Consider the following 25225-nt stretch of genomic DNA (forward strand, 5'->3'; position numbering starts at 1 on the left):
CCGCCCGCCATGGCCATACGTCACTACCATCCGACGGACCTGCATCTGCCAGAGCCCAATCCGCTCTACTTACGCTACCAGCAGATCCAGGCCGAGAGCGCATGTGCCCCCCACAGCCACCCCTGGGGCCAGCTCAGCCTCATCAGCCTGGGGGTGATGGAGATAGTGCTGGACGATCACCGGCTGGTGGCGCCGGCCGACTACCTCATCTGGGTGCCGGCGGATCTGGAGCACGCCTCTTACAACCAGCAGGCCCTCGACTACACCTCCATCTACGTCAATCACGCTCTGGCGGCGCGGCTGCCTGCCGAGCCCAGGCTGCTGCAGATGACCCCGCTGATCCGCGCCATCCTGGCGGATTTTTGCGATCGCAAGCTGGGCCACATGGCGGATGAGTGGGACGTACGCCAGGCCGAGCTGCTGGTGGAGAAGCTGACCCGCACCCGCTGCCAGGACAGCTACCTGCCCATGAGCCAGGACAAGCTGCTGGCCCCCATGCTGGCGGCACTGCACAGCGACCCTGCCGACCCGCGCACCCTGGCCCAGTGGGCCGAGCAGCTGCACACCACCGAGCGCACCCTGGCCAGGCGCTGCGTGCGGGAACTGGGGATGAACTTCGGCCAGTGGCGGGCCCGGCTCAAGCTGCTCAAGGCGCTGGCCTGGCTCAAGGGCGAACTGCCGGTGCAGGAGATTGGCTGGCGGCTCGGTTACGGCTCCACCTCGGCCTTTATCGCCATGTTCAACCGGGAGCTGGGCTGCTCGCCCCAGCGCTATCGCCAGCAGCTGGGGATCGGCGCCGGGCAGGCGGTGCTCTAGCTGCGACGGTTCTGGCAATGAAAAGGGCGCCCGCAGGCGCCCTTGTTGATCATGAGAGGGGCCTAGAAGAAGCCGAGGGGATTGATGTCGTGGCTCACCAGCAGGTTCTTGGTGTTCTGGTAGTGGTCCAGCATCATCTTGTGGGTCTCGCGGCCGATCCCTGACTTCTTGTAGCCGCCAAAGGCCGCGTGCGCCGGGTAGGCGTGGTAGCAGTTGACCCAGACCCGGCCGGCCTGGATGCCGCGTCCCATGCGCCAGGCCAGGTTGCTGTCGCGGGTCCACAGGCCCGCCCCCAGCCCGTACTGGGTGTCGTTGGCAATCGCCAGCGCCTCCGCCTCGTCCTTGAAGGTGGTGACCCCGAGCGCCGGCCCGAAGATCTCCTCCTGGAACACCCGCATCTTGTTCTGGCCGTGGAAGATGGTGGGCTGGATGTAGAAGCCCCCCTCCAGCCCGCTCACCCTGGCCGGGCCGCCGCCGATCAACATCTTGGCCCCTTCGCCGCGACCTATCTCCATGTAGCTCAGGATCTTGTCGAACTGCTCGCGCGACGCCTGGGCACCGACCTGGGTGGCGGTGTCGAGGGGGTTGCCCTGGACGATGGTGCGGGCGCGGGCCAGCACCTTGTCCATGAAGTCGTCATAGATGCTGGCCTGCACCAGGGCGCGGGAGGGGCAGGTACACACCTCGCCCTGGTTGAAGAAGGTCATCAGCATCCCTTCCACCGCCTTGTCGATGTAGCTGCTCTCGTGCTGCATCACGTCGGCGAAATAGATGTTGGGGGACTTGCCACCCAGCTCCACGGTGGAGGGGATCAGCTTGTCGGCGGCGCAGCGCAGGATATGGGCGCCCACCTCGGTGGAGCCGGTGAAGGCGAGCTTCTGGATCCGGTTGCTGGTGGCGAGCGCCTGGCCCGCCTCGGCGCCAAAGCCGTTGACCACGTTGACCACCCCGGCAGGCAGGATGTCCTTGATGAGATCCATCATCAGCATGATGGTGACCGGGGTCTGCTCGGCGGGTTTGAGCACGCTGCAGCAGCCGGCCGCCAGCACCGGGGCCAGCTTCCAGGCCGCCATCAGCAGCGGGAAGTTCCACGGAATGATCTGGCCGACCACCCCGATGGGCTCCTTGAAGTGGTAGCTGACGGTGTTCTGATCCAGCTCGGCGGCCGAACCCTCCTGGGCGCGGATGCAGCCGGCGAAGTAGCGGAAGTGATCCACCACCAGTGGCAGGTCGGCGGCCAAGGTCTCGCGCACCGCCTTGCCGTTCTCCCAGGTCTCGGCGATGGCGAGCACCTCGATGTTCTGTTCGATGCGATCGGCGATGCGCAGCAGCAGGTTGCTGCGCTCGGTGACGCTGGTCTTGCTCCAGCTGGCGAACGCCTTGTGGGCGGCGTCCAGCGCCAGCTCGATGTCGGCGGCGTCGGAGCGGGCCACTTCGCAGAACACCTTGCCGTCCACCGGCGAGATGTTTTCAAAGTAGCGGCCGGCGCGCGGCGCCACCCACTCACCACCGATGAAGTTGTCGTAACGGGACTTGAAGCTGACCAGGGCACCTGCCTGACCGGGAGCGGTATAAATCATCTCATCATCCTTTATGTGTGTGGTCCTGACCGGGCTGGCGGGCAACCCGGTTGCTGCTGTGTATCGCAAGGGGCGTGCCAGAGGGTCTGACCAGCACAGGAAAAGTTACAAAAACGTTATCAAACGGGATGTGGCAGCGTATCTTGGTTAACCAATGACCAGGGCGAAGGTGAGGAAACTGTGCCGATTCTGGACAGTGGCCGTGACAGTCGTGCCGTTTGTGAACAGGAGGCGTGATGAGCGAATTATCTCAATCCAGTGCCAGCCCGATCGAGCGCTCCTGGCAGCGCTGCCTGCATCAGGGGCTGAGCCGCCGGCAGAGCGCCGAGCTGGACTTGCTGCCCCAGGGGGAGCTGTCGGCCCGTCAGGAGCAGCACAGGGTGCTGATCGCCAGCTTCCAGCGCTTCGTGTTGCCGCTGTTTGGCCAGCTACTGGCAGGGCGCCCCTGTCGGTTGCTGCTGTGCGATGGCGAGGGTGCCATCCTGGCCGCCAGCGGTGACGACGGCTTCGCCCGCCACGCCGAGCGCATTTTTTTGCGCAGCGGCGCCCGCTGGGGGGAGGCGAGCAAGGGCACCAACGCCATCGGCACTGCGCTGGCCGAACAGAGCGAGGTGCAGGTACTCGGCAATCAGCACTTCTTCGCCCAGCACAGCTTTCTCAGCTGCAGCGCCTGCCCGCTGCTCGGGCCAGACGGGCAACTGCTCGGGGTGCTCGACATCTCCACAGACGCGGCCCATCACGACGGCGACATGCTGGGCACGGTGCGGCTGTTGGCCATGACCCTGGAAAACGCGCTGCTGGCGCGCCAGCCGGGCTGGCTGGTGGATCTCGAGCCCCAGAGTCTCTGGTCCGCCCGTCTGCTGCTGGGGGAGGAGGGCGAGCTGCTCGGGGCCAACCGGGCCGGTCGGCTCTGGCTTGGCCAGCACCCCTTCGACGGCAAGCAGCTGCTGCGGGATCGGCGTGGCTTGCGGCTGGTGCCGGAGGCAAGTCCCGTGGCGACCCTGCCCGGCCTGCCGGCCGATGCCGGCGGCTCGCACGGCCGGCAGGTGCCGCTCAAGATGCTGGAGCGCGGCATCTCGCTGCTCATCGAGGGGGAGACCGGCAGCGGCAAGGAGCACCTGGTGCGCGAACTGCACGGGCAGTCGAGCCGGCGGGCGCAACCGCTGGTGTGCGTCAACTGCGGTGCCCTGCCGGCGGAGTTGGTAGAGGCCGAGCTGTTTGGCTATGTCGGCGGGGCCTTCAGCGGTGCCCGCAGCCAGGGCAGCCAGGGGTATCTGCGCGCCGCCCACGGCGGCATCCTGATGCTGGACGAGATCGGCGAGCTGCCGCTGCTGGCCCAGACCCGCTTGCTGCGGGTGTTGCAGGAGCGCGCCGTCACCCCGGTTGGCAGCCACAGACCTGAGGCGGTGGATTTCTGGCTGGTCAGCGCCAGCCATCGGGATCTGGCGGCCATGGTGGCGGCCGGCACCTTTCGTGAGGATCTCTACTACCGCATCTGCGGCTGGCGCCAGCAGCTGGCGCCGCTGCGCGACTGGCCGCCCCGCGAGCGGCAGGCGCTGGTCCGGCGGCTGCTGGCCGAGATGGATCCTGCCCTGCGCCTGACCGATGAGGCCGAGCGCCAACTGCTGGCCCACCCGCTGCCCGGCAACGTGCGCCAGCTCAAGCAGGCGCTGGAGGTGGCCTGCGTGCTGGCGGAGGGGCTGGGCTGGATTGAGCCTGCCCACCTGCATCTGCCGACCGTGGCGGTGGCGCCGGTCGCCAACACGGCGCTGGCGGGCAGCACATTGCGCGAGCAGAACCGGCAACGGGTGCAGCAGACCCTGACAGAGTGCGATGGCAACGTGAGCGAGGCGGCACGCCGGCTCGGCATCAGCCGCACCACCCTCTATCGGGCGCTGCGGGAGGCAGGCTGAGGTGTTTGTTACCCGAGCTTTTTCGTGGTTAAGATGGGTCCACAAGAGACCCTTTGATGATTCTTTTGCATGGCATGGAGTGCTTTATGACGCGTACCCGATTTGATTGGCAAGACCCCTTCTTTCTCGACAGCCAGCTCAGCGAAGAGGAGCGGCTCATTCGCGACGCCGCCCGCGACTACTGTCAGGCGCGGCTGATGCCCAGGGTGCTGGAGGCCAACCGCCGCGAGCAGTTTGACCGCACCATCATGAACGAGCTGGGGGAGCTGGGGCTGCTCGGCGCCACCCTGCCGGAGCAGTACGGCTGCGCCGGGGTCAATCACGTGGCCTACGGTCTCATCGCCCGGGAGGTGGAGCGGGTCGACAGCGGCTACCGCTCGGCCATGAGCGTGCAGTCGTCCCTGGTGATGCACCCGATCCACGCCTATGGCGACGAGGCCCAGCGCCAGCGCTGGTTGCCGGGGCTGGCCCGGGGCGAGCTGGTGGGCTGCTTCGGCCTCACCGAGCCGGACGCGGGTTCCGACCCGGGTTCCATGAAGAGCCGCGCCGAGCGGGTCGACGGTGGCTACCTGCTGACCGGCAACAAGATGTGGATCACCAACTCCCCCATCGCCGATCTGTTCGTGGTGTGGGCCAAGCTGGATGGCGAGATCACCGGCTTCGTGCTGGAGAAGGGGATGGCCGGGCTCTCTGCCCCCAAGATCGAGGGCAAGTTCTCTCTGCGCGCCTCCATCACCGGCGAGATCGTGATGGAGCGGGTCTTCGTGCCACAAGCGAACCGACTGGCGGGGGTGAGCGGCCTCAAGGGGCCGTTTGGCTGCCTCAACAAGGCGCGCTACGGCATCGCCTGGGGGGCGCTCGGCGCCGCCGAGTTCTGCTGGCATGCCGCCCGCCAGTACGGGCTGGATCGCCAGCAGTTCGGCCGCCCGCTGGCCGCCACCCAGCTGTTTCAGCTCAAGCTGGCCAACATGCAGACCGAGATTGCCCTCGGCCTGCAGGGCTGTCTGCAGGCCGGGCGCCTGATGGACGAGGGGCGCTGCCCGGTGGAGCTGGTGTCGCTCATCAAGCGCAACAGCTGCGGCAAGGCGCTGGAGATAGCCCGCGTCGCCCGCGACATGCACGGTGGCAACGGCATCAGCGACGAGTTTCACGTCATTCGCCATGTGATGAACCTGGAGGCGGTCAACACCTACGAGGGAACCCACGACATCCACGCCCTGATCCTGGGGCGGGCCCAGACCGATCTGCAGGCGTTTGAGTGATGGGGCCCCTTGCCGGTGTGCGCGTGCTGGATCTCAGTCGCGTGCTGGCCGGCCCCTGGGCCAGCCAGCTGCTTGCCGATCTCGGCGCCGACGTGGTCAAGGTGGAGGCCCCCGGGCGCGGTGACGACACCCGCCACTGGGGCCCGCCCGAGCTGGTGGCGGGGGAGGCGGCCTACTTTCATGCCGCCAACCGGGGCAAGCGCTCCATCGCCCTCGATCTGGCCCGCGATCGCGAGACCCTGCTGGCCCTGGTGGACCGGGCCGACGTGGTGATCGAGAACTTCAAGGTAGGGGGGCTGGCGCGCTACGGCCTGGATTACCCGAGCCTCAAGGCCCGCCACCCAGAGCTTATCTACTGCTCCATCACCGGTTTTGGCCAGGACGGTCCCTGGGCCCAGCGACCCGGTTACGATCTGCTGATCCAGGGGCTGGGCGGCTTGATGAGCATCACCGGCCAGCCGGACGAGGCCCCCGGCGGCGGGCCGGTCAAGGTGGGGGTGGCGCTTGTCGACATCCTCACCGGCCTCTACGCCACCATCGGCATCCAGGCGGCCCTGCGCCACCGGGAGCAGACCGGAGAGGGGCAGCAGATCGATCTGGCCCTGCTCGACGTGTCGGTGGCGGTGCTGGCCAACCAGGCGATGAACTATCTCGCCACCGGTCAGGCGCCCGGACGCCTTGGCAACGGCCACCCCAATATCGTCCCCTACGACGTCTATCCCACCCGGGATGGCCATCTGATCCTCGCGGTGGGCAACGACGGCCAGTTTGCCGCGCTGGCGGCCCTGCTGGGGGAACCCGGCTGGGCGCAGGACCCGGACTTTGCCAGCAACAGCGCCCGGGTGCGCCAGCGCCACCGGCTCAATGCCCTGATTGCCGAGCGGCTGCTGGCGCGCAGCAGCACCGAGTGGAGTGCCATGCTGGAGGCGGCCGGGGTGCCGGGCGGCCCCATCCTCACCCTGGATGCCCTGTTTGCCCTCGAACAGGGGGCGGTGCGCGGCTGGGTGCAGCAGGTGCAGCGCGGCGAGCAGCCCTTGCCCACCCTGGCCAATCCGCTGCATTTGTCGGCCACCCCGGTGCGCTACGGGCGCGCCTCGCCGGCGCTGGACGGGGACCGGGATAGCGTGCTGCGCGACTGGCTCGGGCAGGGCTGAACCGGTTGCTTTAGGCGGGATGCTCCCACCTTCTACCCTTTTGTCCTCTCATCTGCCCCGGCGCTGGAGCCCGGGGTCTTACCCCGTTATGATGCGCCCCGTCCATTCATCTGTTGAGGAACTTCCCATGGCACAACACATTGGCGCCCTGGCCCTGCTGGTGGCCGATTACGACCAGGCCATTACCTTCTTTACCCAGGGACTGGGGTTCGAGCTGCTGGAAGACACGCCCCTCGACGAGCCGGGCAAACCGGGCAAGCGCTGGGTGCGGGTTGCCCCCAAGGGGGCCCCGGGTTCCGCCCTGTTGCTGGCGCGGGCCGCGACCCCGGAGCAGCGGGCCGCCATCGGTCAGCAGGGGGGCGGTCGGGTCTTCCTGTTCCTCGAAACCGATGACTTCTGGGGTGATTACCAGCGCATGCAGGCGTACGGTGTCCACTTTTGTGAACAGCCGCGTCTCGAGGCTTACGGCACAGTAGTGGTGTTCGAGGACATCAGTGGCAACCGCTGGGATCTGCTGCAACTCGCTGCTGCCAACTGAATCTGAAAACGTTTATCATCCCGCCTGTCATAAAGTCATAAAAGTGTCACAGAAAGTTCTAATAATTGGCGCACCCATCTTCACAGAGGAGAGAGAAGGGATATGGCTAAGCGAATTCTGGTGGTCGAGGACGAAGCACCGATCCGCGAAATGCTCTGCTTCGTGCTCGAGCAGAAGGGATATGAAACAGTAGAAGCTGAAGATTTTGCCGACGGATTGGCGAAGGTGCGCGAACCCTACCCCGAACTCATCGTACTGGACTGGATGATGCCGGGCGGCAGCGGCATCCAGTTCATCAAGCAGCTCAAGCAGGATGAGGTGACCCGCCAGATCCCGGTGGTGATGCTGACCGCCCGCGGCGAGGAAGAGGACAAGGTGCGCGGGCTGGAAGCGGGGGCCGATGACTACATCACCAAGCCGTTCTCGCCCAAGGAGCTCACCGCTCGCCTGCATGCAGTGATGCGCCGCGTCTCTCCCACCTCGGTGGACGAGGTGATCGAGGTGCAGGGGCTCAAGCTGGACCCCGTCTCTCACCGGGTCAGCGCCGAGGAGAAGGCGCTCGACATGGGGCCGACCGAATTCAAGCTGCTGCACTTCTTCATGACCCACCCGGAGCGGGTCTACAGCCGCGAGCAGCTGCTCAATAATGTCTGGGGTACCAATGTGTACGTCGAGGACAGAACCGTGGATGTGCACATCCGTCGCCTGCGCAAGGCCATTGAAGAGACGGGGCACGATCGCTTGATCCAGACGGTGCGCGGCGCAGGCTATCGCTTCTCAACCCGTCTGTAGAGGAAGTTATGTTGCAACCTTATGCCTGGCGGCGCCAGTTGTGGCGAATGGCGTTCTTCTATGCGCCCTTCGCCTTGGTCGGCTGGTTGACGAATACCCTCGCCCTCTGCCTGCTGGCAGCCACCGTGCTGCACCTGGGCTGGCACTATCGCTTCCAGAAGCGGCTGTCTGACTGGCTGTGGCACGATCGCAGCCTGGTGCCCCCCAACGGCAGCGGCAGCTGGGAGTACATCTTCAACGGCATCTACAAGTTGCAGCAGCGCCACCGGGCCCGCCGCCGCGAGCTGGCGGGGCTGATCCGCCGCTTTCGGGAAGGGGCGGAGGCACTGCCCGACGCGGCCGTGGTGTTTCGCACCGACGGCAGCATCCTCTGGTGCAACCGGCTGGCCGAGCAGCTGCTCGGTTTTCGCTGGCCGGAAGACGCCGGTCAGCACATCGGCAACCTCATTCGCAATCCCGCCTTCGGTGCCTACCTCGGCAAGGGGCAGTATGACGAACCGTTCGAGATGACCTCGCCCATCAACGAGGAGAAGTTTCTCGAGTTTCGGATCATGCCCTACGCCGAGGATCAGGCCATGCTGGTGGTGCGGGACGTGACCCGGCTGCGCAGCCTGGAGAAAACCCGCAAGCACTTCGTCTCCAACGTCTCTCACGAGCTGCGCACCCCGCTCACCGTGCTCAAGGGCTATCTGGAGATGACCGAGGAGCCGCCGCCGCCCGCCATGTGGGCCAAGGCGCACAAGGTGATGATGGAGCAGACCATCCGGATGGACAATCTGGTCAATCAGCTGCTCACCCTGTCGCGCATCGAGGCGGCGCCGACCGTGGATCTCTCCCATCTGGTGGACATGCCCGCCATGCTGGGGTTGCTGGAGCAGGAGGCGCGGGCGCTCTCCGGCGAGCGGGCCCACCAGATCGAGTTCATGGTGCAGCCCAATCTGTTGGTGCGTGGCGATCAGGATCAACTGCGCAGCGCCGTCTCCAACCTGGTCTACAACGCCATCCACTACACCCCGGCGGGGCGCAAGATCACGGTGGAGTGGCGCAAGCAGGGGGCGATGGCGCTGTTTGCGGTGCAGGACGAGGGGGAGGGGATCCCGCCCGAGCACCTGGCGCGGCTCACCGAGCGCTTCTATCGGGTCGACAAGGCCCGCTCCCGCCACACCGGAGGCTCGGGGCTGGGGCTTGCCATCGTCAAGCATGCTCTGAGTCACCACGACTGCCAGCTCGACATCGAGAGCCGGGTCGGCCTCGGCAGCCGTTTCAGCTTTCTCATCCCCGGCCGCATGGTGGTGGTGAAATAGTCTTTGCCGGCAAGGGGTTGGCATCAAAAGAGGGCGGCGATGGCGGCCCTTTTTTCATTTGTTAAACAAGCCCGCCATGTCATTAAAGTGTCACATTAAATCCATAAATTTGTCACTGCCAGGTCAGATACTGGCGCCGTCTTGAGAACGGACCTGTCGCCGGTTTGGGGCAGGGAGAGTACGAAACGCGACCAGCCGATCGCAGTGCTCGGGATGTGACCACTTTCGGCCTCAGATTGACGCTTGCCTTCTGCCACCACAGGACTGGGGGAAGAGGGCAAGAAATGACACTCAGCGAATCGTCCGGCGTGGCCGGCGGTGAGCCAAGTTAACCCGTGTTTTGATGGACTGCGTTCTGCAACCTTGGAGAGATTGGATGAAACTCAACAAACTGGCTGGTGTAATCGGATTCACCGCAGCTACCCTGTTTTCCGTCAGCACCCTGGCTGCCGGTGTGGATAAAAACCTGCCGGATTACACTCCGACCAGCGGCATCTCGGGCAACCTGTCCTCTGTCGGCTCGGACACCCTGGCCAACATGATGACCCTGTGGGCCGAAGAATTTAAGCGCATGTACCCCAACGTCAACGTGCAGATCCAGGCCGCCGGTTCTTCCACCGCGCCGACCGCACTGACCGAAGGCGTTGCCCAGTTCGGTCCCATGAGCCGCGCCATGAAATCCGGCGAGGAAGAGGCCTTCGAGAAGCGCTACGGCTACAAGCCGACCGCCATCCGCGTCGCGGTCGATGCCCTGGCGGTGTTCGTCAACAAGGACAACCCCATCAAGGGGCTGACCATGCCGCAACTGGACGCCATCTTCTCCAGCACCCTCAAGTGCGGTGAAGCCAAGGCGGCCACCAAGTGGGCTGATCTGGGTCTGGACGGCAACTGGTCTTCCAAGGATCTGCAACTGTTCGGTCGCAACTCGGTGTCCGGTACCTACGGTTACTTCAAGGAACACGCCCTGTGCAACGGTGACTTCAAGAGCGGCGTGAACGAACAGCCGGGTTCTGCCTCCGTGGTGCAGTCCGTCTCCTCCTCCCTGAACGGCATCGGCTACTCCGGCATCGGTTACGTCACCTCCGGCGTGCGCGCCGTACCGCTCTCCAAGGATGGCAAGACCTTCATCGAGGCGACCTCTGACAACGCCATCACCGGCAAATATCCGCTGTCGCGCTTCCTGTACGTTTACGTGAACAAGCACCCGAACAAGCCGCTCTCTCCGATGGAGCAAGAGTTCCTGAAGATGGTGCTCTCCAAGGCGGGCCAGAACATCGTTGCCAAAGATGGCTACGTACCGGTACCGGCCAAGGTGGTCGAAGCCGACCTGAAGAAACTGGGCATCATGTAAGCCGGTTTCCTTTGCCAGACGGGCCCTGCGGGGCCCGTTTTGTTTTTTGGCCGCCGCATGATGGCGGTATGTGACCGCTTTCGCCAGACCGGGTGATTTGTCGACTTGCACCGGACGCCCGCATTTCCGAAAATAGGGCATCTTTATGGTGAAGGACACCTCCATGACATCTCCCCTGTTCAAGCTTGGCCTGGCGGCACTCTGTTCCACCCTGCTCGCCAGCTGTGCCCAGTCTCCCACCGGCCGCAGCCAGATGCTGCTGTTCTCGCCCCAGCAGATGAGCAAGCTGGGGGCCGACTCCTTCGAAGAGATGAAGAAGCAGGAGAAGGTGAGCACGGATGCGAAGATGAACGCCTATGTCTCCTGCGTCGCCAAGGCGGTGACCGCCCAGGTGCCGAGCCAGTACGGCATCACCAGCTGGGAAGTGGTGGTGTTTGACTCCAAGCAGGTCAACGCCTTCGCCCTGCCTGGCGGCAAGATCGGGGTCTACAGCGGCCTGCTCAAGGTGGCCAAGAACCAGGATCAGCTCGCCACCGTCATCGGCCACGAGCTGACCCACGTGCTGGCCCAGCACTCCAACGAGCGGCTCTCTCGCAGCCAGCTGACCGGCCTTGGCCTGGCGGCGGCCGACATCGCCATGGGCAGCAGCGAATACCGCGGTGCCACCATGGCGGCGCTGGGGCTCGGGGTGGAGGTCGGCGTCATGCTGCCCTATGGCCGCGAGCAGGAGAGCGAGGCGGACCGGCTGGGTCTGGACCTGATGGCCCGCGCTGGCTTCAATCCGGCCGAAGCCATTCCCCTGTGGCAGAACATGAGTGCCGCCGCAGGCGGCAATGCGCCGCCCCAGCTGCTCTCCACCCACCCCAGCAACGAGAACCGGATCGCCGAGCTGCAGGCTCAGCAGGCTGAAGCCGTGCCGCTCTACGAGCAGGCCCGCGCCTCCGGTCTGGTACCCCAATGCAAGGCATAAGCCTGCGCATGGCGCGGCCCGATGACGCCGCCGCCATGACGGTGATGCAGCGGGCCAGCTGGCTCGCCGCATACGGCGGCGTGCTCGGTGCCGACATGCTGGCCCAGCTGGCGGTGACCGAGCATCTGCAGATCTGGCAGCGCCGGCTGGCGGAGACGGGCCCAAGGCCCATGCTGCTGTGCCAGGACGAGGTGGTCATCGGCCTGCTCTACTGGCAGCCGGAGACGACGGGGGAGTACCCCACCGCCTGGATCCGCGCCTTTTACCTGCATCCCGACCACTGGCGTCAGGGCCATGGCAAGCGGCTGTGGCAGGCGGTGGCGATGCAGATGCGGCGCGCCGGCTGTGAAGGCGTCAGATTGTGGCTGCTCGATGGCAACCACATCGGCGAGGGGTTTTACCTGCGCCGCGGCTTCATGTTTGATGGTCAGGAGCGCACCCTGATGAGCCTCGGCCAGCCCTGCCTGCAGCGACAAATGTTTCGTTTGCTTTGATCTCTCTCCCGTTTTTCGCCTCCGGTCACTTTATTTTTTTTGCGAATTAATACAATGTCCCCCTCTGGACAGGCTGAGGTGAGGCTACTCATCGACAAGGGAGTGTGGCATGTATTACGGCTTTGATATTGGTGGCACCAAGATAGCGTTCGCTGTGTATGACGGCGCCTTGAATCTCTGTCACGAGGAGCGCATGAGCACTCCTGGCAATGATTATGAAGGGCTGCAGCAGCTGATCCGCGCGCGGGTCGAACAGGCTGATGCCCGTTTCGGCGCCCGTGGTGCGGTGGGCATCGGCTTCCCCGGCATTCTCAACCGGCACGACCACAGCATAGTGGCGGCCAATCTGCCCTCCATCAATGGCCGCCACCTGGGCGCCGATCTGGCCGAACTGCTGGAGCGCCCGGTCAAGGTGGACAACGATGCCAACTGTTTCCTCTGGTCCGAGGTACATCAGGGGGCGGCGGCGGGGGCCGACAGCGCCCTCGGCGTCACCATCGGCACCGGCATCGGTGGCGCCGTCTATCTGGCGGGCAAGCTGATCCAGGGCCGCAACTGGCTGGCGGGGGAGATAGGCCACTACCCGCTGCCGGCCACCATGTTGATGAAGTACCCCGACCTGCCTCGTCCCCGTTGCGGCTGCGGCCGTCTGGTCTGTTTTGAAACCTATGCCTCCGGCACCGGGCTGGAGCGGCTCTACCACCACTTTCACGGTCAGCGTGCCAGCGGCCACCAGATAGTGGGGCGCTTCGAGGCGCACGAGCCCCATGCGGTGGCCACGGTCGACTGCTGGCTCGAAATCATGGCCGCTGGGCTTGCCACCGCCATCTCGGTGGTCGACCCCGACGTGGTGGTGCTGGGGGCGGCCTGAGCGGCCTGCCCGCGCTCTACGAACAGCTGCCGCTGCGCCTGCCTGGCCATCTGCTGCCCGGGGTCGCCCTGCCCGAGATCCGTGAGGCCCGCTTCGGCGGCGCCGGCGGGGTGCGCGGGGCCGCCTTGCTCAATTTATGAGATCAGATCCGGGGTCTGATCTCCCCAATAAAGGAGTCCATCATGACCTCTCTTGAAATCTGTATCGACAATCTGGAATCCCTGTTTACCGCCCAGGAGGCTGGCGCGAATCGCATCGAGCTCTGCTCTGCGCTGGGGCTGGGCGGCCTGACTCCCTCCTATGGCTTCATGCAGCTGGCGGCGCGCCATGCCACCGTTCCCGTCTACGCCATGATCCGGCCCCGGGCCGGCGACTTCTGCTTTGGCGACGGGGAGTTCGAGATGATGCTGCAGGATATCGCGGCGGCCCGCGCCGCCGGCCTGCAAGGGGTAGTGGTCGGTCTGCTGGACGAGCAGGGACGGGTGCCTGCCACCAAACTCACCCAGCTGGTGGAGGCGGCAGGGCCTCTTGGCGTTACCTTCCACCGTGCCATCGACCTCTCCTCCGACTGGCGCCTCGACTTGGAGACCATAGTCGCCGCCGGCTGCGAGCGCATTCTGAGCTCGGGCCACGCGCCGACCGCGCTGGCGGGGCTGGAAACCCTGCAGGCGATGCAGCAGGCGCTGGCGGGGCGAGCCAGTCTGATGCCGGGGGCCGGGGTCAATGCCGACAACGTGCGCACCATAGTGGAGTTCACCGGGGTGAACGAGGTGCACATGTCCGGCATGGGCTGGCGCGGCGGCATGGTGCCCCATGGCGTCAACATGGGCACCTCGGACGATGGCCGGGTCAATATCACCGACGGCGCCAAGGTGGCAGCGGTACGGGCTCTGCTGGACAGGGCCTGATACGGGCCGTGCGGCGACATGGTGTCTCTTCATGGCGTCAACATGGGTACCTCGGACGATGGCCGGGTCAATATTACCGACGGCGCCAAGGTGGCGGCGGTACGGGCTCTGCTGGACAGGGCCTGATACCGGCTGAGCGAAGGAGATAATCCTACGAAACAGAAGGGCGCCGCGTGTCGGCGCCCTTCTGCCGGCTAGTGTGAACTCTCTCCCACGGTGGGGGAAATCAGGCGCCAGGCCGGCAGCACCCGGCGCAAAAGTCTGATATTATCCCGTCTCTTTTACCCTCAGGACCCGGAGCAACTTCTCAATGTCCCAATACGACTCTATCGAACAGAAGGCCAGCTATGGCATCGGCCGCAACATGGGTGATCAACTGGCGCAGCAAGCCTTCGCCGGTCTGGATATCCCGGCCCTGCAGCAAGGTCTGGCAGATGCCCTGAATGGTCTGGAGTTCGCGGTCAGCCGTGACGATATCAACGATGCCTTCCAGGTCATCACTGCCCGTATGCAGGAAGAGCAGGAAGCCGTTGCCAAGGCTGCCGCCGCCGAAGGCGAAGCCTTCCTGGCCGACAACGCCAAGCGCGCCGAAGTGAAGACCACCGAGTCCGGTCTGCAGTACGAAGTGCTGGTGGAAGGCAACGGTGCCGTACCGGTAGCCGGTCAGTCCGTGCGCGTGCACTACCACGGTACCTTCACCCACGGTGGCGTGTTCGACAGCTCCGTCGCCCGCGGCCAGCCGGCCGAATTCCCGGTCACTGGCGTGATCGCTGGCTGGGTAGAAGCGCTGCAACTGATGCCGGTTGGCTCCAAGTGGAAGCTCTACATTCCGCAGGATCTGGCCTACGGCGCACGCGGTGCCGGTTCCATCCCGCCGTACTCCGCCCTGGTATTCGAAGTGGAGCTGCTGGACATCCTGTGATCCGGCTGGCTTGATTGATACGGACGGCGACCCTCGGGTCGCCGTCTGTTTTTTTGCGCCGCGCACGGCGGGGCATGGGCAGCGCCTGCGCTTTTGGATATAGTCATGGCTCCTGCTGGGAGAGCGCCCATGGCTGCCATCATTGAAGTCGTCGATCTCGTCAAGCACTTCCCCGGCGTCAAGGCGGTGGACGGGCTCAGCTTTGCCATTCCCGCCGGCAGCTGTTTCGGCCTGCTCGGCCCGAACGGGGCGGGCAAGACCACCACCATCGAACTGCTGGAGGGGATCCTCACCCCGGACAGCGGCCAGATCCTGTTCCACGGTGCCCCGCGTGGCCCCGACTACCGCTCCCGCATCGGCATCCAGTTCCAGCACACGGCGCTGCAGGATTTCCTGACGGTGCGCGATACCCTGCGGTTGTTTGCCTGCCTCTACCCGGCCCCCTTGCCCCAGGCCCAGCTCATCGAGCTGTGTGCCTTGGGGGAATTCATCGATCGGGACAGCCGCAAGCTCTCCGGCGGTCAGCGGCAACGGCTGCTGCTGGCGCTGGCCCTGCTCGGCGATCCCGAGCTGCTGTTTCTGGACGAGCCCACCACGGGGCTCGATCCCCAGGCCCGCCATCACTTCTGGCTGCGCATCGAGGCGATCAAGGCGGAGGGCAAGACGGTGGTGCTCACCACCCACTACATGGACGAGGCCCAGCAGCTGTGCGATCAGATTGCCATCGTCGATCACGGCCATCTGCTCAGCCTGGATACCCCGGTCGCCCTGCTGGCCCAGCATTTTGACGGCGTGCTGGTGCGCCTTGCGGCTCACCCGGCCCTCGCCAGTCTCGGCTATCCCCTGCGCCCGCTGGGCGAGCAGGTGGAGCTGAGCTGTCCTGACGTGGCGGACTTGCTGCCACGGCTGCTGAGCTTGGGCGTGCCGCTGACCGGCATGCAGGTGCGCTCCCCCAATCTGGAGGATCTCTTCCTCCATCTGACCGGTCATAGCCTGCGGAGCGGCGCATGAAGGCGGTTCTGTGGTACCCCGCAGCGGTATCTGCCTGCATGTCGCCCCAGCCTGCCAGTCCAAGGAGCACCAGATGACGGGATCCCTCAAGCGCATCGGGGCGCTCTTCTATGCCCGCAACCTGGAGTTCGTGCGGGATCGGGCCGCGCTTGTCTGGAACCTGGCCTTTCCGCTGCTGCTGGTGCTGGGGTTCACCCTCATCTTCTCCGGCCCACCCAAGCCGCTGGTGCAGATGGGCGTGGTGGGGGAGTTGCCCGCAGCTTATACCCCGCTGCGCGCCGTGCCGCTGCTCAAGATCATCCCCTATGACGAGGAGGAGAAGGGCCGGCTCAAGGTGCGCCACCATCAGCTGGATCTGCTGCTCTCGCCCGGCACGGGCCGTTACTGGATCAACCCGGACGCCCCTCAGGGAGCCATGGCCGAGTACCTGCTGCGCCAGGCCGTGTCGGTGCGGCTGGTGCGAGAGACCCTGAGCGGGCGTGCCATTCGCTACGGTGACTGGCTGCTGCCCGGGGTGATCGGCATGAACCTGATGTTCTCCGGCCTGTTCGGAGTGGGCTTCGTCATCGTTCGTTACCGCAAGAACGGAGTGCTCAAGCGGCTGCGAGCCACCCCGCTTTCGGCTGTCGAGTTTCTCTGCGCCCAGCTGCTGTCGCGCATCCTGATCACCCTGGTGGTGAGCCTGCTGGTATTTTTGGTGGCCTACGGCCTGCTTGGAGTGCCGCTGCTGGGCTCGGGCTGGCTGCTGCTGTTGATCGCCCTGCTGGGCGGGGCGTCCATGGCGTCCCTCGGTCTGCTGGTGGCGGCCCGCATCCAGAACGAGGAGCTGGCGAGCGGGCTGCTCAACGTCATCAGCATGCCGATGATGTTTCTCTCCGGCGTCTGGTTCTCGCTGGAAGGGGCCCCCGCCTGGCTGCAGCAGCTGGCGGCCTGGCTGCCGCTCAGCCAGATCATCGCGGCGGCCCGTGCCGTCATGCTGGAAGGGGCAGGCTGGGCCGAGGTGGCGGCGCCACTGGGCTGGGTCCTGCTGTTTACGCTCTGCTGCATCACCCTGGGCAGTGCCCTGTTCAAATGGAGTCACCGATGAAGTCACTACCGCTGGTTGGCGGGGCCCTGCTGGCCCTGCTGTTGAGTCTGCCGGCCAGTGCCGGCGCCATGCGCTGCAAGAATGCGCTGATCACCGAAGGGGACAGCACCGCCGAGATGCTGCTCAAGTGCGGCGAACCTATGCTGCGCGAGGAGCTGACCCGCAACGAGGAGAATCAATTCGGCAACCTGATGCAGGTGAAGTATGGGGAGCGCTGGACCTACAACTTCGGCAAGAACGAGTTCATGCGCTTCGTCACCGTGCGCAACGGGGTGATCACCGACATCGAAAACGGCCCGCGCGGCGAGTAGCCGGCGGGCAAAGACGTGCATGAACGCAGACTACAAAACAGAAAGGACTATGGAAGTTACCCCAACAGCAGGGTGGTGTGACGCAGGCCGCGAACCTCCAGATTGATCTGCCGGGCCAGACTCAGGGTCTGACGGCAGGTCAGGCTCTCCAGATTGATCTCGCCGCCGCTGAACTCGAACCGCCCGTGGGCCTCCACCATGAAGCTGCCGTGATGGAAGCTCTTGATGTAGCGGGCAATCTGGCGGGGAGACAAGTTCTTGAACACCTTCATCACAAAACACCTGTTGCGTGGACAGGGCACACTATGGCGTTGCCAGGTGACACGGATGTGACAGTTTGTGGAGGTTTGTATGAATCCGGTTTGTCCTCTGTCCGCATTGGCCGTCCATGTGGAGTGAGAGTGAAAAAAGGCTGCCATGACAAGCCGTTACCCCGATATACTGCGGGCAGTTTAACGCCATGAACAAGAAGGGTCTGCGTGTGGAATGGGTGGATGTGGTGGATGGAAACAATCAGGTCGTCGGGGTTGCCGAGCGTGCCAAGGTGCGGCGGGAGAACCTCTGCCACCGCGCCAGCTATATCCTGGTGCTCGACGAGGCTGACCGCATCCTGGTGCAGCGCCGCACCCTCAGCAAGGACTTCTGCCCCGGCATGCTGGATGCCTGCGCCGGCGGCGTGGTCACCACGGGCGAGCAGATGGAGCCCTCCGCCCGCCGCGAACTGGCCGAGGAGCTGGGGATCCGCGATGTGCCGCTGCAGGCTTTCGGTGACTTCTATGCCGAAGGGGAGGGGTACCGGGTTTGGGGCGGTCTCTTCAGTTGCCGCTATCAGGGGCCGCTGCAACTGCAGGCCGAAGAGGTGAGCGAGGTGTGCTGGATGAGCCAGGCGGAGATCGCCGCGCGGGCCGCCGAATTTACCCCCGACTCCCTGCTTGCCATCGCCACCTGGCAGGCGCGGCGCTGACGCGTACCCAGCATGTAAAACGGGCAGCCACTGGCTGCCCGTTTTGTTTCGGGCGGGGGATGTTAGACCAGCCTGAGCCGGCGGTTGGTGCGCCCGCACGGACTGGCGCCGGCGAGCCAGTGGCCTTGCCACTCGGTGACCAGACGCAGCAGCGGGTATTCCAGATCGAGCCGGGTCACCACCAGCTGACCGACGCCATCGCCGATGACCGGCTCGCCGCTGGCCAGATCGATGATCTCGATGAGGCAGCTTTCGTTGACGATGAAGCCTTGGCCGGGCTGGCTCTCATAGGCGATCACCCCCGCATCCTGCAGTAGTAGGCAGTTGAGCGCCCGGATGCCGTGCACCGCCTGCAGTGGCCGGGTATCGGGGTGGGAGGATTCGCACAGCAGGGCGCAGCGCAGGCTGTCGCTCGGCACGTCGGCCCGCTCTGCCGCTTCCAGCAGATCCAGCAGCACCGCCAGCGGCCCGACGAACCCGGTCGGCTCATAGCGCTGCAGCGCCTCCAGCTGGCGCCCGGTATCGTGGGGGCCGCAGGGCACCACGGGCGCACCCAGCTGGCGGGCGCCGTTGTCGAAGATGAAGGCGGTGGGGCTGATGTGGTAGTCGTGGCCGTTGAGCAATACCTCCCCGGCCTTGAAACCGGCGGCGAACAGGGCGCGCGCCGCCCCCCACCAGTCGGCGCCGGCGTACTCGGGAATGGCCAGCTGGCCCGGACAGGCGAAGACCCGCAGCGCCTGGCTGGCGGGGCGGCCGGTGAGGCCGGCAAAGGGCGGGTGAGCCTGTTGGGCGGCGAACAGTTCGCTGGCATTGAGCAGGGGCAGGCTGGTCAGCTCGCCCAGCTCCTGCAGGCGACGCTGGCGATAGGCACTGGAATAACCGGCGCAATACTGGCCGACATGGGTAAGCAGGTGATTGAGTTGATCCAGTTGTTGCTGCTCTCGCAAGGCGGAGGGGCGAATTTCCAGTCCATCGTAATAGTGCTGCATGAGGCCTCCTTGGTCGGCTGATCCTGCTCAAGGTTAGTCCAAAAGGCGAACGGGATCGGGGTCTGTGTCACATGACGGGAGTGGGGTAGACTGGAGCCCCTGCCATCCAGTTGAGGACGAGAGATCATGATAGCGATTGGCCAAGCCCTGCCCGTGGGCGAATTCACCTTCATCACCGCCGAGGGCAAGCAGCAGCGGGATAGCCAAAGCCTGTTTGGCGGCAAGCGGGTGGTGCTGTTTGCGGTGCCCGGTGCCTTTACCCCCACCTGTTCCAACGCCCACCTGCCCGGCTATGTGGTGCTGGCGGACAAGTTCAAGGAGCAGGGGGTCGATGCCATCTGCTGTCTGTCGGTCAACGACGCCTTCGTGATGAAGGCGTGGCAGGATGCCCAGAACGCCGAGGCCATCACCATGCTGGCCGACGGCGACGGCAGCTGGACCCGGGCACTGGGTCTGGCCAAGGAGACCGGGGCCTTTGGTGGCGTGCGCGCCCAGCGCTTTGCCCTCATCGCCAACGATGGCGTGGTCGAGCAGCTGTTCGTGGAGGCCCCTGGCAAGTTCGAGGTATCGGATGCCCAGAGCCTGCTGGCGGCGCTGTAAAATATCAATCGTCGTTTGATTTCTTCTTGAAATGGAAAGTCGGCCCGCTACACTGGGCCCACTTCTGCAAAGAGCCGGGCCATCGCCTGGCTCTTGCGTTTGCTGGCGATGGAATGGAGATGTTATGACCCTGGCTTTTGTTGCCCTGATTGCCGGACTGGCGCTGCTGGTCTGGAGTGCGGACAAGTTTGTCGATGGCGCCGCCGCCACCGCCCGTTATGCCGGCATGCCGCCGCTGCTGATCGGCATGGTGATCATCGGCTTTGGCACCTCGGCCCCCGAGATGGTGGTCTCCGCACTGGCGGCCTCCCAGGGCAACCCCGGCCTCGCGCTCGGCAACGCCTATGGTTCCAACATCACCAATATCGCCCTGATCCTGGGGCTGACCGCGCTGATCAGCCCCATCGCGGTGGCCTCCCAGGTGGTGCGCAAGGAGATCCCCATCCTGCTCGGCATCACCCTGCTCTCCGGCGCCCTGCTGCTGGACGGTCATCTGGACCGCACGGACGCCGTCATCCTCGGCGTGGTGTTCGTCGGCCTGATGGGCTGGTCGATCCGGGCTGGCATGCGCGGCAAGGGGGATGCGCTGGATGCGGAAACCGAGGAGAGCATCGACAGCGAGGGGATGTCTCTCAAGGCGGCCATCGGCTGGCTCATCGTCGGGCTGGTGCTGCTGATTGCGGCCTCCCGCCTGCTGGTGTGGGGGGCGGTGACCATCGCCCAGGCGCTTGGCATCAGCGATCTGGTGATTGGCCTCACCATCGTCGCCGTCGGCACCTCGCTGCCGGAGCTCGCCTCTTCGCTTATCGCCATTCGCAAGAACGAGCACGATCTGGCCCTTGGCAACGTGCTCGGCTCCAACCTGTTCAACACCCTGGCGGTGGTGGGGATCGCGGCGGGGATCCACCCGCTCGACGTGGTACCGGAAGTGCTCTCCCGCGACTGGAGCGTGATGATGGGGCTGACCCTGTTGCTGCTGGTGATGTGCCTGGGCCGCAAGGGGCAGGGGCGGATCAACCGGCTGGAGGGGGGCCTGCTGCTCGCCTGCTTCGTCGGCTACACCGGCTGGTTGCTGGCCAGTCAGTTCATCTAGCCGTTTGAGCTGGATGAAACGAAAGAGGGGAAGCCGCGGCTTCCCCTCTTTGCATTCGGCCTGTTGTCAGGCGACAGCCACCAGCTTCTGTCCCTTCTGGCTGCTGTCCAGAATCAGGATGCTCGCCTTGGGGAAGAAGTTGAAGGTGGAGGCCGAGGCCCAGGTGTAGGCCCCCATCACCCGGCCCACCACCAGCTCGCCGATGGCCAGATCCGGCAGCATGATGCCGTCACGGATCACGTCCACGCTGTCGCAGGTGGGGCCGGAGAGCACCGAGTTGTACAGCTCTCCGCGCGCCAGTGGGGTGCTCACCGGGTAGGTGACGTGATCGTAGAGCTGGCCGTTGTAGCTGCCGTAGAGACCGTCATCCAGGTAGTACCAGATCTTGTCGCCGCGATGGGCCTTGCCCATCACGCTGGAGACCGAGGTCATGGCCGGCGCGCTGATGAAGCGGCCCGGCTCGGCAATCTTCTGTACCGTGGCGGGCAGCTTGGCCAGCGCCTCGCGGATCGGCGCGCAGAAGCCGTCGATGTCGAACTCGCCGCCCTCATAATCCACCGGGAAGCCACCGCCGATATCCAGTACCCAGGGCTTGAGACCAAGCTCCCAGGCCTGCTCCATGATCTCGCGGCAGGCGTCGATGGCCTGCACGTGGCGGCGAGCGTGGGGCACCTGGGAGCCGACGTGGAACGACAGCCCCATCACCTTGATCCCCTTGGCGTGGGCCAGCTGCAGCAGCGGCAGCGCCTGTTCCGGGGTGCAGCCGAACTTCTTGGAAAGGTCGACCTTGGTCTCGGGGTTGGGGAAGCTGACTCGCAGCAGCAGTTTCACTTCATCCTTGTAGGGGATGAACTTCTCCAGCTCCAGCGGGTTGTCGTAGACAAACACGGTGCAACCGTACTCCAGCGCATAGCGGATGTCGCTGTCGCGCTTGATGGGATGGGTATGAATGCAGCGTCCCGGGCGGACACCCTGACTGCGCACCAGATCCACTTCGCCATTGGTGGCCAGATCGAAACAGGCCCCCTCTTCCTTCAAGACAGAGACCACTGCCTCGTGGGGCAGGGGCTTGAGTGCATAGTGCAATCGTACATCGGGCAGGGCGGCTGCCAGGGCCCGATACTGTTTGCGGACGGCTGCCTTGTCGAGCAGCAGCAGGGGGGAGCCGAACTGTTCAACCAGCTGACGGTAATCTTGTGCTACCAGGGTCTCGTTCATTCTCTTTTGGTCATCCTTAGGGGGCGTGATATGCCCAAGCCATATGGGGTTGAACCGGCGACGGCCGGCTCAGGCGAGCGGTCCGGAGGGACCAACCAGGCACATTGCATAACTCCATTGCAAAGTGCTTAGTTATGCGCGGGATTATCGGCTTATTGCGTTTGTGTGCAACCCTTTTGATTGGATATGTCGGCAAGTTTTTCTGGTCGAGACGAAATATCATCTTGATATGGCGGCCGTATCGGCTAGTGAAGCTGGGCGAACAGCGGCAGGTGGGAATAACTTATTGATAGTTAACGAACAAATAACAGATGGTTCGGTGCGAAAAAAAACGGCGGCCGGGGTGGCCGAGTGGGAGACAGCTCACACTTTTTGGATTACCATGCCCGCTTCCTAATCCAAACTAGTTCGGATGAAGGTAGCAGGAGAGCGATGGGCAACCATCCACCGAAGAAGTGAATCTTTCAGGTACCGGGCAACCGGTGTGGACTGCTACTGGACGATACTCTGGAGAGACCCGTTGAATCGGGCGCCGAAGGAGCAAGGCACCGTGATTGCATCGCAATCTGGCGCCGGAAACTCTCAGGCAAAAGGACAGAGGGGATGGGATGGTTGTACCTGAGCTTGGAACTGTTCACGATCGGTAGCGAGAGGTCGTCAGCAAGGCAAAGAGCAGCGCAGGAACCGGAGTGTATGTAAATACATGAGGCTTCCGAGCCGCGCATGAGCCTTGATCACGGCCTCGCAGCAAGAGTGTGAACAGGTTCTTGGCCCGCATCCGATCGCCTTTGGGGATCGCGACACCTATGGGAAGATCATCCTTCTCCTCCTTAATTTTTGTTTCTTAAGGAGGATGCATGTCATCAATTCAATCGGCGCTCGCCGCCATCGATAGCTTTATCTGGGGGCCACCCCTGCTGATCCTGCTGGTCGGGACCGGTATCTACCTTACCCTGCGTCTGGGTCTGCTTCAGGTGGTGCGCTTGCCGCTCGCCCTGCGGCTGGTCTTTGGTCGCGATCAGGGCCAGGGCAAGCAGGGGGATGTCTCCAGCTTCGGCGCCCTCTGTACTGCGCTTTCGGCCACCATAGGCACCGGCAACATCGTCGGGGTCGCCACCGCCATCAAGCTGGGGGGCCCGGGTGCCCTGTTCTGGATGTGGATGGCCGCCCTGTTCGGTATGGCCACCAAGTACGCCGAGTGCCTGCTGGCGGTGAAATATCGCCAGCAGGATGCCAACGGCCAGATGGCGGGCGGCCCCATGTACTATCTGGAGAAGGGGCTCGGCTCCAAGCCGCTGGCCAAGCTGTTCGCCCTGTTCGGCATCGGCGTCGCCTTCTTCGGCATCGGCACCTTCCCGCAGGTCAACGCCATCAGTGACGCCATGAGCCTCTCCTTCTCGGTACCCCGTGAAGTGACCGCCGTGGTGCTGACCCTGATCGTGGCGCTGGTGACCCTGGGGGGCATCCAGTCCATCTCCAGCGTGTCGAGCAAGGTGGTGCCCTTCATGGCCATCTTCTACATCGTCGCCTGCCTCGGTGTGCTGGTGAACAATGCCGCCGCCCTGCCGGAGGCGATCGCCCTGGTGATCGGGAGCGCCTTCACCGGCCATGCAGCCACCGGCGGCTTCGTCGGTGCCGGCATTATGCTGGCGATCCAGTCCGGGGTGGCGCGCGGGGTCTTCTCCAACGAGTCGGGGCTGGGTTCTGCCCCCATCGCGGCGGCGGCGGCCAAGACCGATTCGTGCGTGGAGCAGGGGCTGGTCTCCATGACCGGTACCTTCATCGACACCATCATCATCTGCACCATGACCGGTCTGACCCTGGTGGTGACCGGGGTGTGGAGCGGCGATGTGAGCGGCGCGGCCATGACCAGTCTGGCTTTTGCCCAGGGGCTCGATGCCCATGTCGGCCAGTATCTGGTGAGCATTGGCCTGTTGTTCTTCGCCTTTACCACCATCCTTGGCTGGAACTACTACGGCGAGCGCTGCACCGAGTACCTGTTCGGGGTGAAGGCGATCAAACCTTACCGCCTCATCTATCTGGTGCTGGTGGCGAGCGGTGCCTTCCTCCATCTGGATCTGATCTGGCTGCTGGCCGACATCGTCAACGGCCTGATGGCGGTGCCCAACCTCATCGGCCTCATCGGCCTGCGCCACGTGGTGATTGCCGAGACCCGCGCCTACTTCAGCCGGGATCGGGATACGGAGTCCGAGCCCGAGCCGCAGACGGCCTGACGCCGCGACCACCCATTCCAACGAAAAGCCACGACCCGGGTCGTGGCTTTTTTTATGGGCGTTTTTGATGAGGGGGCCGGTTGGGTGCCCGGCAGCAGGGCGCTGTGCTCACTCCTGGGTCAGCAGCGCGGTGAGCCGGGTTTGCACCCTCTCCACCAGCTCGCCCTCGCTCCCCTGCCAGTTTATGGCCTGCGCCAGGGTAGTGGAGGTGGCGGGGAGAAAGCGCAGCTCGCCGCCCGCCAGCTCGTAGAAGCGGCTCGCCATCCGGGTGCCTTGGTCCACGTTGCCGGCCACCAGCAGCATGGCCTGGGCCAGTACGGCGCCGTGGTGATCCTGACCCGGCGCCAGCCAGCGCTGGGCGGTGCCGGTCACCTTGCGACCCCCGATCACCAGATTGTACTGGCCATCGCAAAACGAGCCGGGCACGAAGTCATAGCTGCCCGCGAGACCGTATTCCCCCAGCAGGGCGAGCAGCGGCGCCCCCAGCAGCCGGTAGTAGTGAGCCAGATCCGTGGTGGTGCGAGGCAGCATGAGCGACAGATTGAGGATGCCGGCCCCGTGGGGCACGGCAGTGCCGCCGCTGTCGCGCACATGCACGGGCCAGCCCTCGGCGGCCAGCTGCTCGCAGGCAGCCTGGTAGCGGGGCAAACGGGTGTCCTTGCGGGTGACGATGAGGCATTGGGGCGCCTGCCAAAGGTGGGCGCGGGGCTGGCGGTCATGGGCGCATTCTCGCAGCCAGCGCTGCTCCTCGGCCAGGATCTGATCCGGGGTGTGGCTGCTGGGCAGGGGGGAAAGCAGGGTATAGGGCATGAAAGGCATCCTGAGCAGAGGCTGCCCAGCACA

At 64.8% G+C, this 25225-nt stretch carries 24 protein-coding genes, 2 pseudogenes and 1 riboswitch; of the genes and pseudogenes, 21 read left to right on the forward strand and 5 right to left on the reverse strand.

The window, feature by feature from the left end:
- Window positions 1-9 precede the first annotated feature (9 nt).
- Entirely contained in the window at window positions 10-816 is an 807-nt protein-coding gene (locus E5E96_RS13605) for a helix-turn-helix domain-containing protein (RefSeq protein WP_171282381.1), read from the forward strand.
- A 62-nt stretch (window positions 817-878) separates the two neighbouring features.
- Here the strand turns inward: E5E96_RS13605 and E5E96_RS13610 are convergent, their stop codons facing one another.
- On the reverse strand, window positions 879-2396 hold the full coding sequence (locus E5E96_RS13610; protein ID WP_171282382.1) for an aldehyde dehydrogenase family protein: 1518 nt from the start codon (window positions 2394-2396) through the stop codon (window positions 879-881).
- 236 nt (window positions 2397-2632) lie between these two features.
- Here E5E96_RS13610 and E5E96_RS13615 point away from each other — a divergent pair, with 236 nt between their 5' ends.
- The 16 genes and pseudogenes from E5E96_RS13615 to E5E96_RS13690 all read left to right on the forward strand — a co-directional run bounded on the left by E5E96_RS13615 (window position 2633) and on the right by E5E96_RS13690 (window position 17284).
- The gene (locus E5E96_RS13615) at window positions 2633-4309 is read left to right on the forward strand and encodes a sigma-54-dependent Fis family transcriptional regulator (protein ID WP_171282383.1); all 1677 of its coding nucleotides are present in this window, start codon (window positions 2633-2635) and stop codon (window positions 4307-4309) included.
- An 86-nt stretch (window positions 4310-4395) separates the two neighbouring features.
- Entirely contained in the window at window positions 4396-5571 is a 1176-nt protein-coding gene (locus E5E96_RS13620; RefSeq protein WP_171282384.1) for an acyl-CoA dehydrogenase, read from the forward strand.
- Window positions 5571-6725, forward strand: coding sequence for a CaiB/BaiF CoA-transferase family protein (locus E5E96_RS13625; protein ID WP_171282385.1), 1155 nt, complete (start codon window positions 5571-5573; stop codon window positions 6723-6725). The genes E5E96_RS13620 and E5E96_RS13625 overlap by 1 nt, the downstream gene beginning before the upstream one ends.
- 127 nt (window positions 6726-6852) lie before the next feature.
- Window positions 6853-7263 (forward strand): VOC family protein, encoded by a 411-nt coding sequence (locus tag E5E96_RS13630; protein WP_171282386.1) that lies wholly within the window; start codon window positions 6853-6855, stop codon window positions 7261-7263.
- Window positions 7264-7365: 102 nt separating this feature from the next.
- The gene (phoB, locus tag E5E96_RS13635) at window positions 7366-8055 is read left to right on the forward strand and encodes a phosphate regulon transcriptional regulator PhoB (RefSeq protein ID WP_005298527.1); all 690 of its coding nucleotides are present in this window, start codon (window positions 7366-7368) and stop codon (window positions 8053-8055) included.
- A gap of 8 nt (window positions 8056-8063) precedes the next feature.
- Entirely contained in the window at window positions 8064-9359 is a 1296-nt protein-coding gene (gene phoR / locus E5E96_RS13640) for a phosphate regulon sensor histidine kinase PhoR (protein WP_011705169.1), read from the forward strand.
- A gap of 376 nt (window positions 9360-9735) precedes the next feature.
- Window positions 9736-10710, forward strand: coding sequence for a PstS family phosphate ABC transporter substrate-binding protein (locus E5E96_RS13645; protein ID WP_011705170.1), 975 nt, complete (start codon window positions 9736-9738; stop codon window positions 10708-10710).
- Between the two features lie 163 nt (window positions 10711-10873).
- A complete protein-coding gene (locus tag E5E96_RS13650) occupies window positions 10874-11680 on the forward strand; it encodes a M48 family metallopeptidase (protein ID WP_011705171.1) in 807 nt (268 codons plus the stop codon).
- A complete protein-coding gene (locus E5E96_RS13655) occupies window positions 11668-12174 on the forward strand; it encodes a GNAT family N-acetyltransferase (RefSeq protein ID WP_011705172.1) in 507 nt (168 codons plus the stop codon). The genes E5E96_RS13650 and E5E96_RS13655 overlap by 13 nt, the downstream gene beginning before the upstream one ends.
- Before the next feature lie 109 nt (window positions 12175-12283).
- Window positions 12284-13185 (forward strand): annotated as a pseudogene (locus E5E96_RS13660) (ROK family protein).
- A gap of 42 nt (window positions 13186-13227) precedes the next feature.
- Window positions 13228-13953, forward strand: a complete 726-nt coding sequence (locus E5E96_RS13665; RefSeq protein WP_171282387.1) for a copper homeostasis protein CutC — start codon at window positions 13228-13230, stop codon at window positions 13951-13953.
- Window positions 13954-13965: 12 nt separating this feature from the next.
- Window positions 13966-14079 (forward strand): annotated as a pseudogene (locus E5E96_RS13670) (copper homeostasis protein CutC); the annotation flags it as partial.
- Window positions 14080-14263: 184 nt separating this feature from the next.
- Window positions 14264-14875, forward strand: coding sequence for an FKBP-type peptidyl-prolyl cis-trans isomerase (locus E5E96_RS13675; RefSeq protein WP_005298548.1), 612 nt, complete (start codon window positions 14264-14266; stop codon window positions 14873-14875).
- A 129-nt stretch (window positions 14876-15004) separates the two neighbouring features.
- The gene (locus tag E5E96_RS13680) at window positions 15005-15886 is read left to right on the forward strand and encodes an ABC transporter ATP-binding protein (RefSeq protein WP_171282388.1); all 882 of its coding nucleotides are present in this window, start codon (window positions 15005-15007) and stop codon (window positions 15884-15886) included.
- Between the two features lie 73 nt (window positions 15887-15959).
- Window positions 15960-16973: an ABC transporter permease gene (locus tag E5E96_RS13685; protein ID WP_171282389.1), complete on the forward strand. Its 1014-nt coding sequence runs from the start codon at window positions 15960-15962 to the stop codon at window positions 16971-16973.
- Complete coding sequence (locus E5E96_RS13690) at window positions 16958-17284, forward strand: DUF2845 domain-containing protein (RefSeq protein WP_029303666.1); 327 nt, start codon at window positions 16958-16960, stop codon at window positions 17282-17284. Before E5E96_RS13685 ends, E5E96_RS13690 begins: the two co-directional genes overlap by 16 nt.
- 56 nt (window positions 17285-17340) lie before the next feature.
- Here E5E96_RS13690 and E5E96_RS13695 read toward each other — a convergent pair whose 3' ends face one another.
- Window positions 17341-17556 (reverse strand): DUF1107 domain-containing protein, encoded by a 216-nt coding sequence (locus tag E5E96_RS13695; protein ID WP_016349931.1) that lies wholly within the window; start codon window positions 17554-17556, stop codon window positions 17341-17343.
- Window positions 17557-17744: 188 nt separating this feature from the next.
- Between E5E96_RS13695 and yfcD the strand changes: the two genes are divergently transcribed.
- The gene (gene yfcD / locus E5E96_RS13700; protein WP_029301531.1) at window positions 17745-18248 is read left to right on the forward strand and encodes an NUDIX hydrolase YfcD; all 504 of its coding nucleotides are present in this window, start codon (window positions 17745-17747) and stop codon (window positions 18246-18248) included.
- Window positions 18249-18310: 62 nt separating this feature from the next.
- Here yfcD and E5E96_RS13705 read toward each other — a convergent pair whose 3' ends face one another.
- Window positions 18311-19237: a phenylacetate--CoA ligase family protein gene (locus E5E96_RS13705; RefSeq protein ID WP_171282390.1), complete on the reverse strand. Its 927-nt coding sequence runs from the start codon at window positions 19235-19237 to the stop codon at window positions 18311-18313.
- A 126-nt stretch (window positions 19238-19363) separates the two neighbouring features.
- Between E5E96_RS13705 and E5E96_RS13710 the strand changes: the two genes are divergently transcribed.
- Both E5E96_RS13710 and E5E96_RS13715 read left to right on the forward strand, forming a co-directional pair.
- Window positions 19364-19837, forward strand: coding sequence for a peroxiredoxin (locus tag E5E96_RS13710; protein WP_171282391.1), 474 nt, complete (start codon window positions 19364-19366; stop codon window positions 19835-19837).
- Window positions 19838-19961: 124 nt separating this feature from the next.
- Window positions 19962-20930: a calcium/sodium antiporter gene (locus tag E5E96_RS13715; RefSeq protein ID WP_171282392.1), complete on the forward strand. Its 969-nt coding sequence runs from the start codon at window positions 19962-19964 to the stop codon at window positions 20928-20930.
- Window positions 20931-20996: 66 nt separating this feature from the next.
- On the opposite strand, the gene E5E96_RS13720 is transcribed toward E5E96_RS13715, so the two are convergent.
- A complete protein-coding gene (locus E5E96_RS13720) occupies window positions 20997-22148 on the reverse strand; it encodes a type III PLP-dependent enzyme (protein WP_171282393.1) in 1152 nt (383 codons plus the stop codon).
- A gap of 497 nt (window positions 22149-22645) precedes the next feature.
- Window positions 22646-22756, forward strand: a riboswitch (glycine riboswitch).
- Window positions 22757-23005: 249 nt separating this feature from the next.
- Between E5E96_RS13720 and E5E96_RS13725 the strand changes: the two genes are divergently transcribed.
- On the forward strand, window positions 23006-24382 hold the full coding sequence (locus E5E96_RS13725) for a sodium:alanine symporter family protein (RefSeq protein ID WP_130632801.1): 1377 nt from the start codon (window positions 23006-23008) through the stop codon (window positions 24380-24382).
- A 108-nt stretch (window positions 24383-24490) separates the two neighbouring features.
- Here the strand turns inward: E5E96_RS13725 and E5E96_RS13730 are convergent, their stop codons facing one another.
- Window positions 24491-25192 (reverse strand): protein ligase, encoded by a 702-nt coding sequence (locus E5E96_RS13730; RefSeq protein WP_171282394.1) that lies wholly within the window; start codon window positions 25190-25192, stop codon window positions 24491-24493.
- Window positions 25193-25225: the final 33 nt, after the last annotated feature.

This window comes from Aeromonas sp. 1805 (assembly GCF_013085525.1).
Classification (GTDB): Bacteria; Pseudomonadota; Gammaproteobacteria; order Enterobacterales; family Aeromonadaceae; genus Aeromonas; species Aeromonas hydrophila.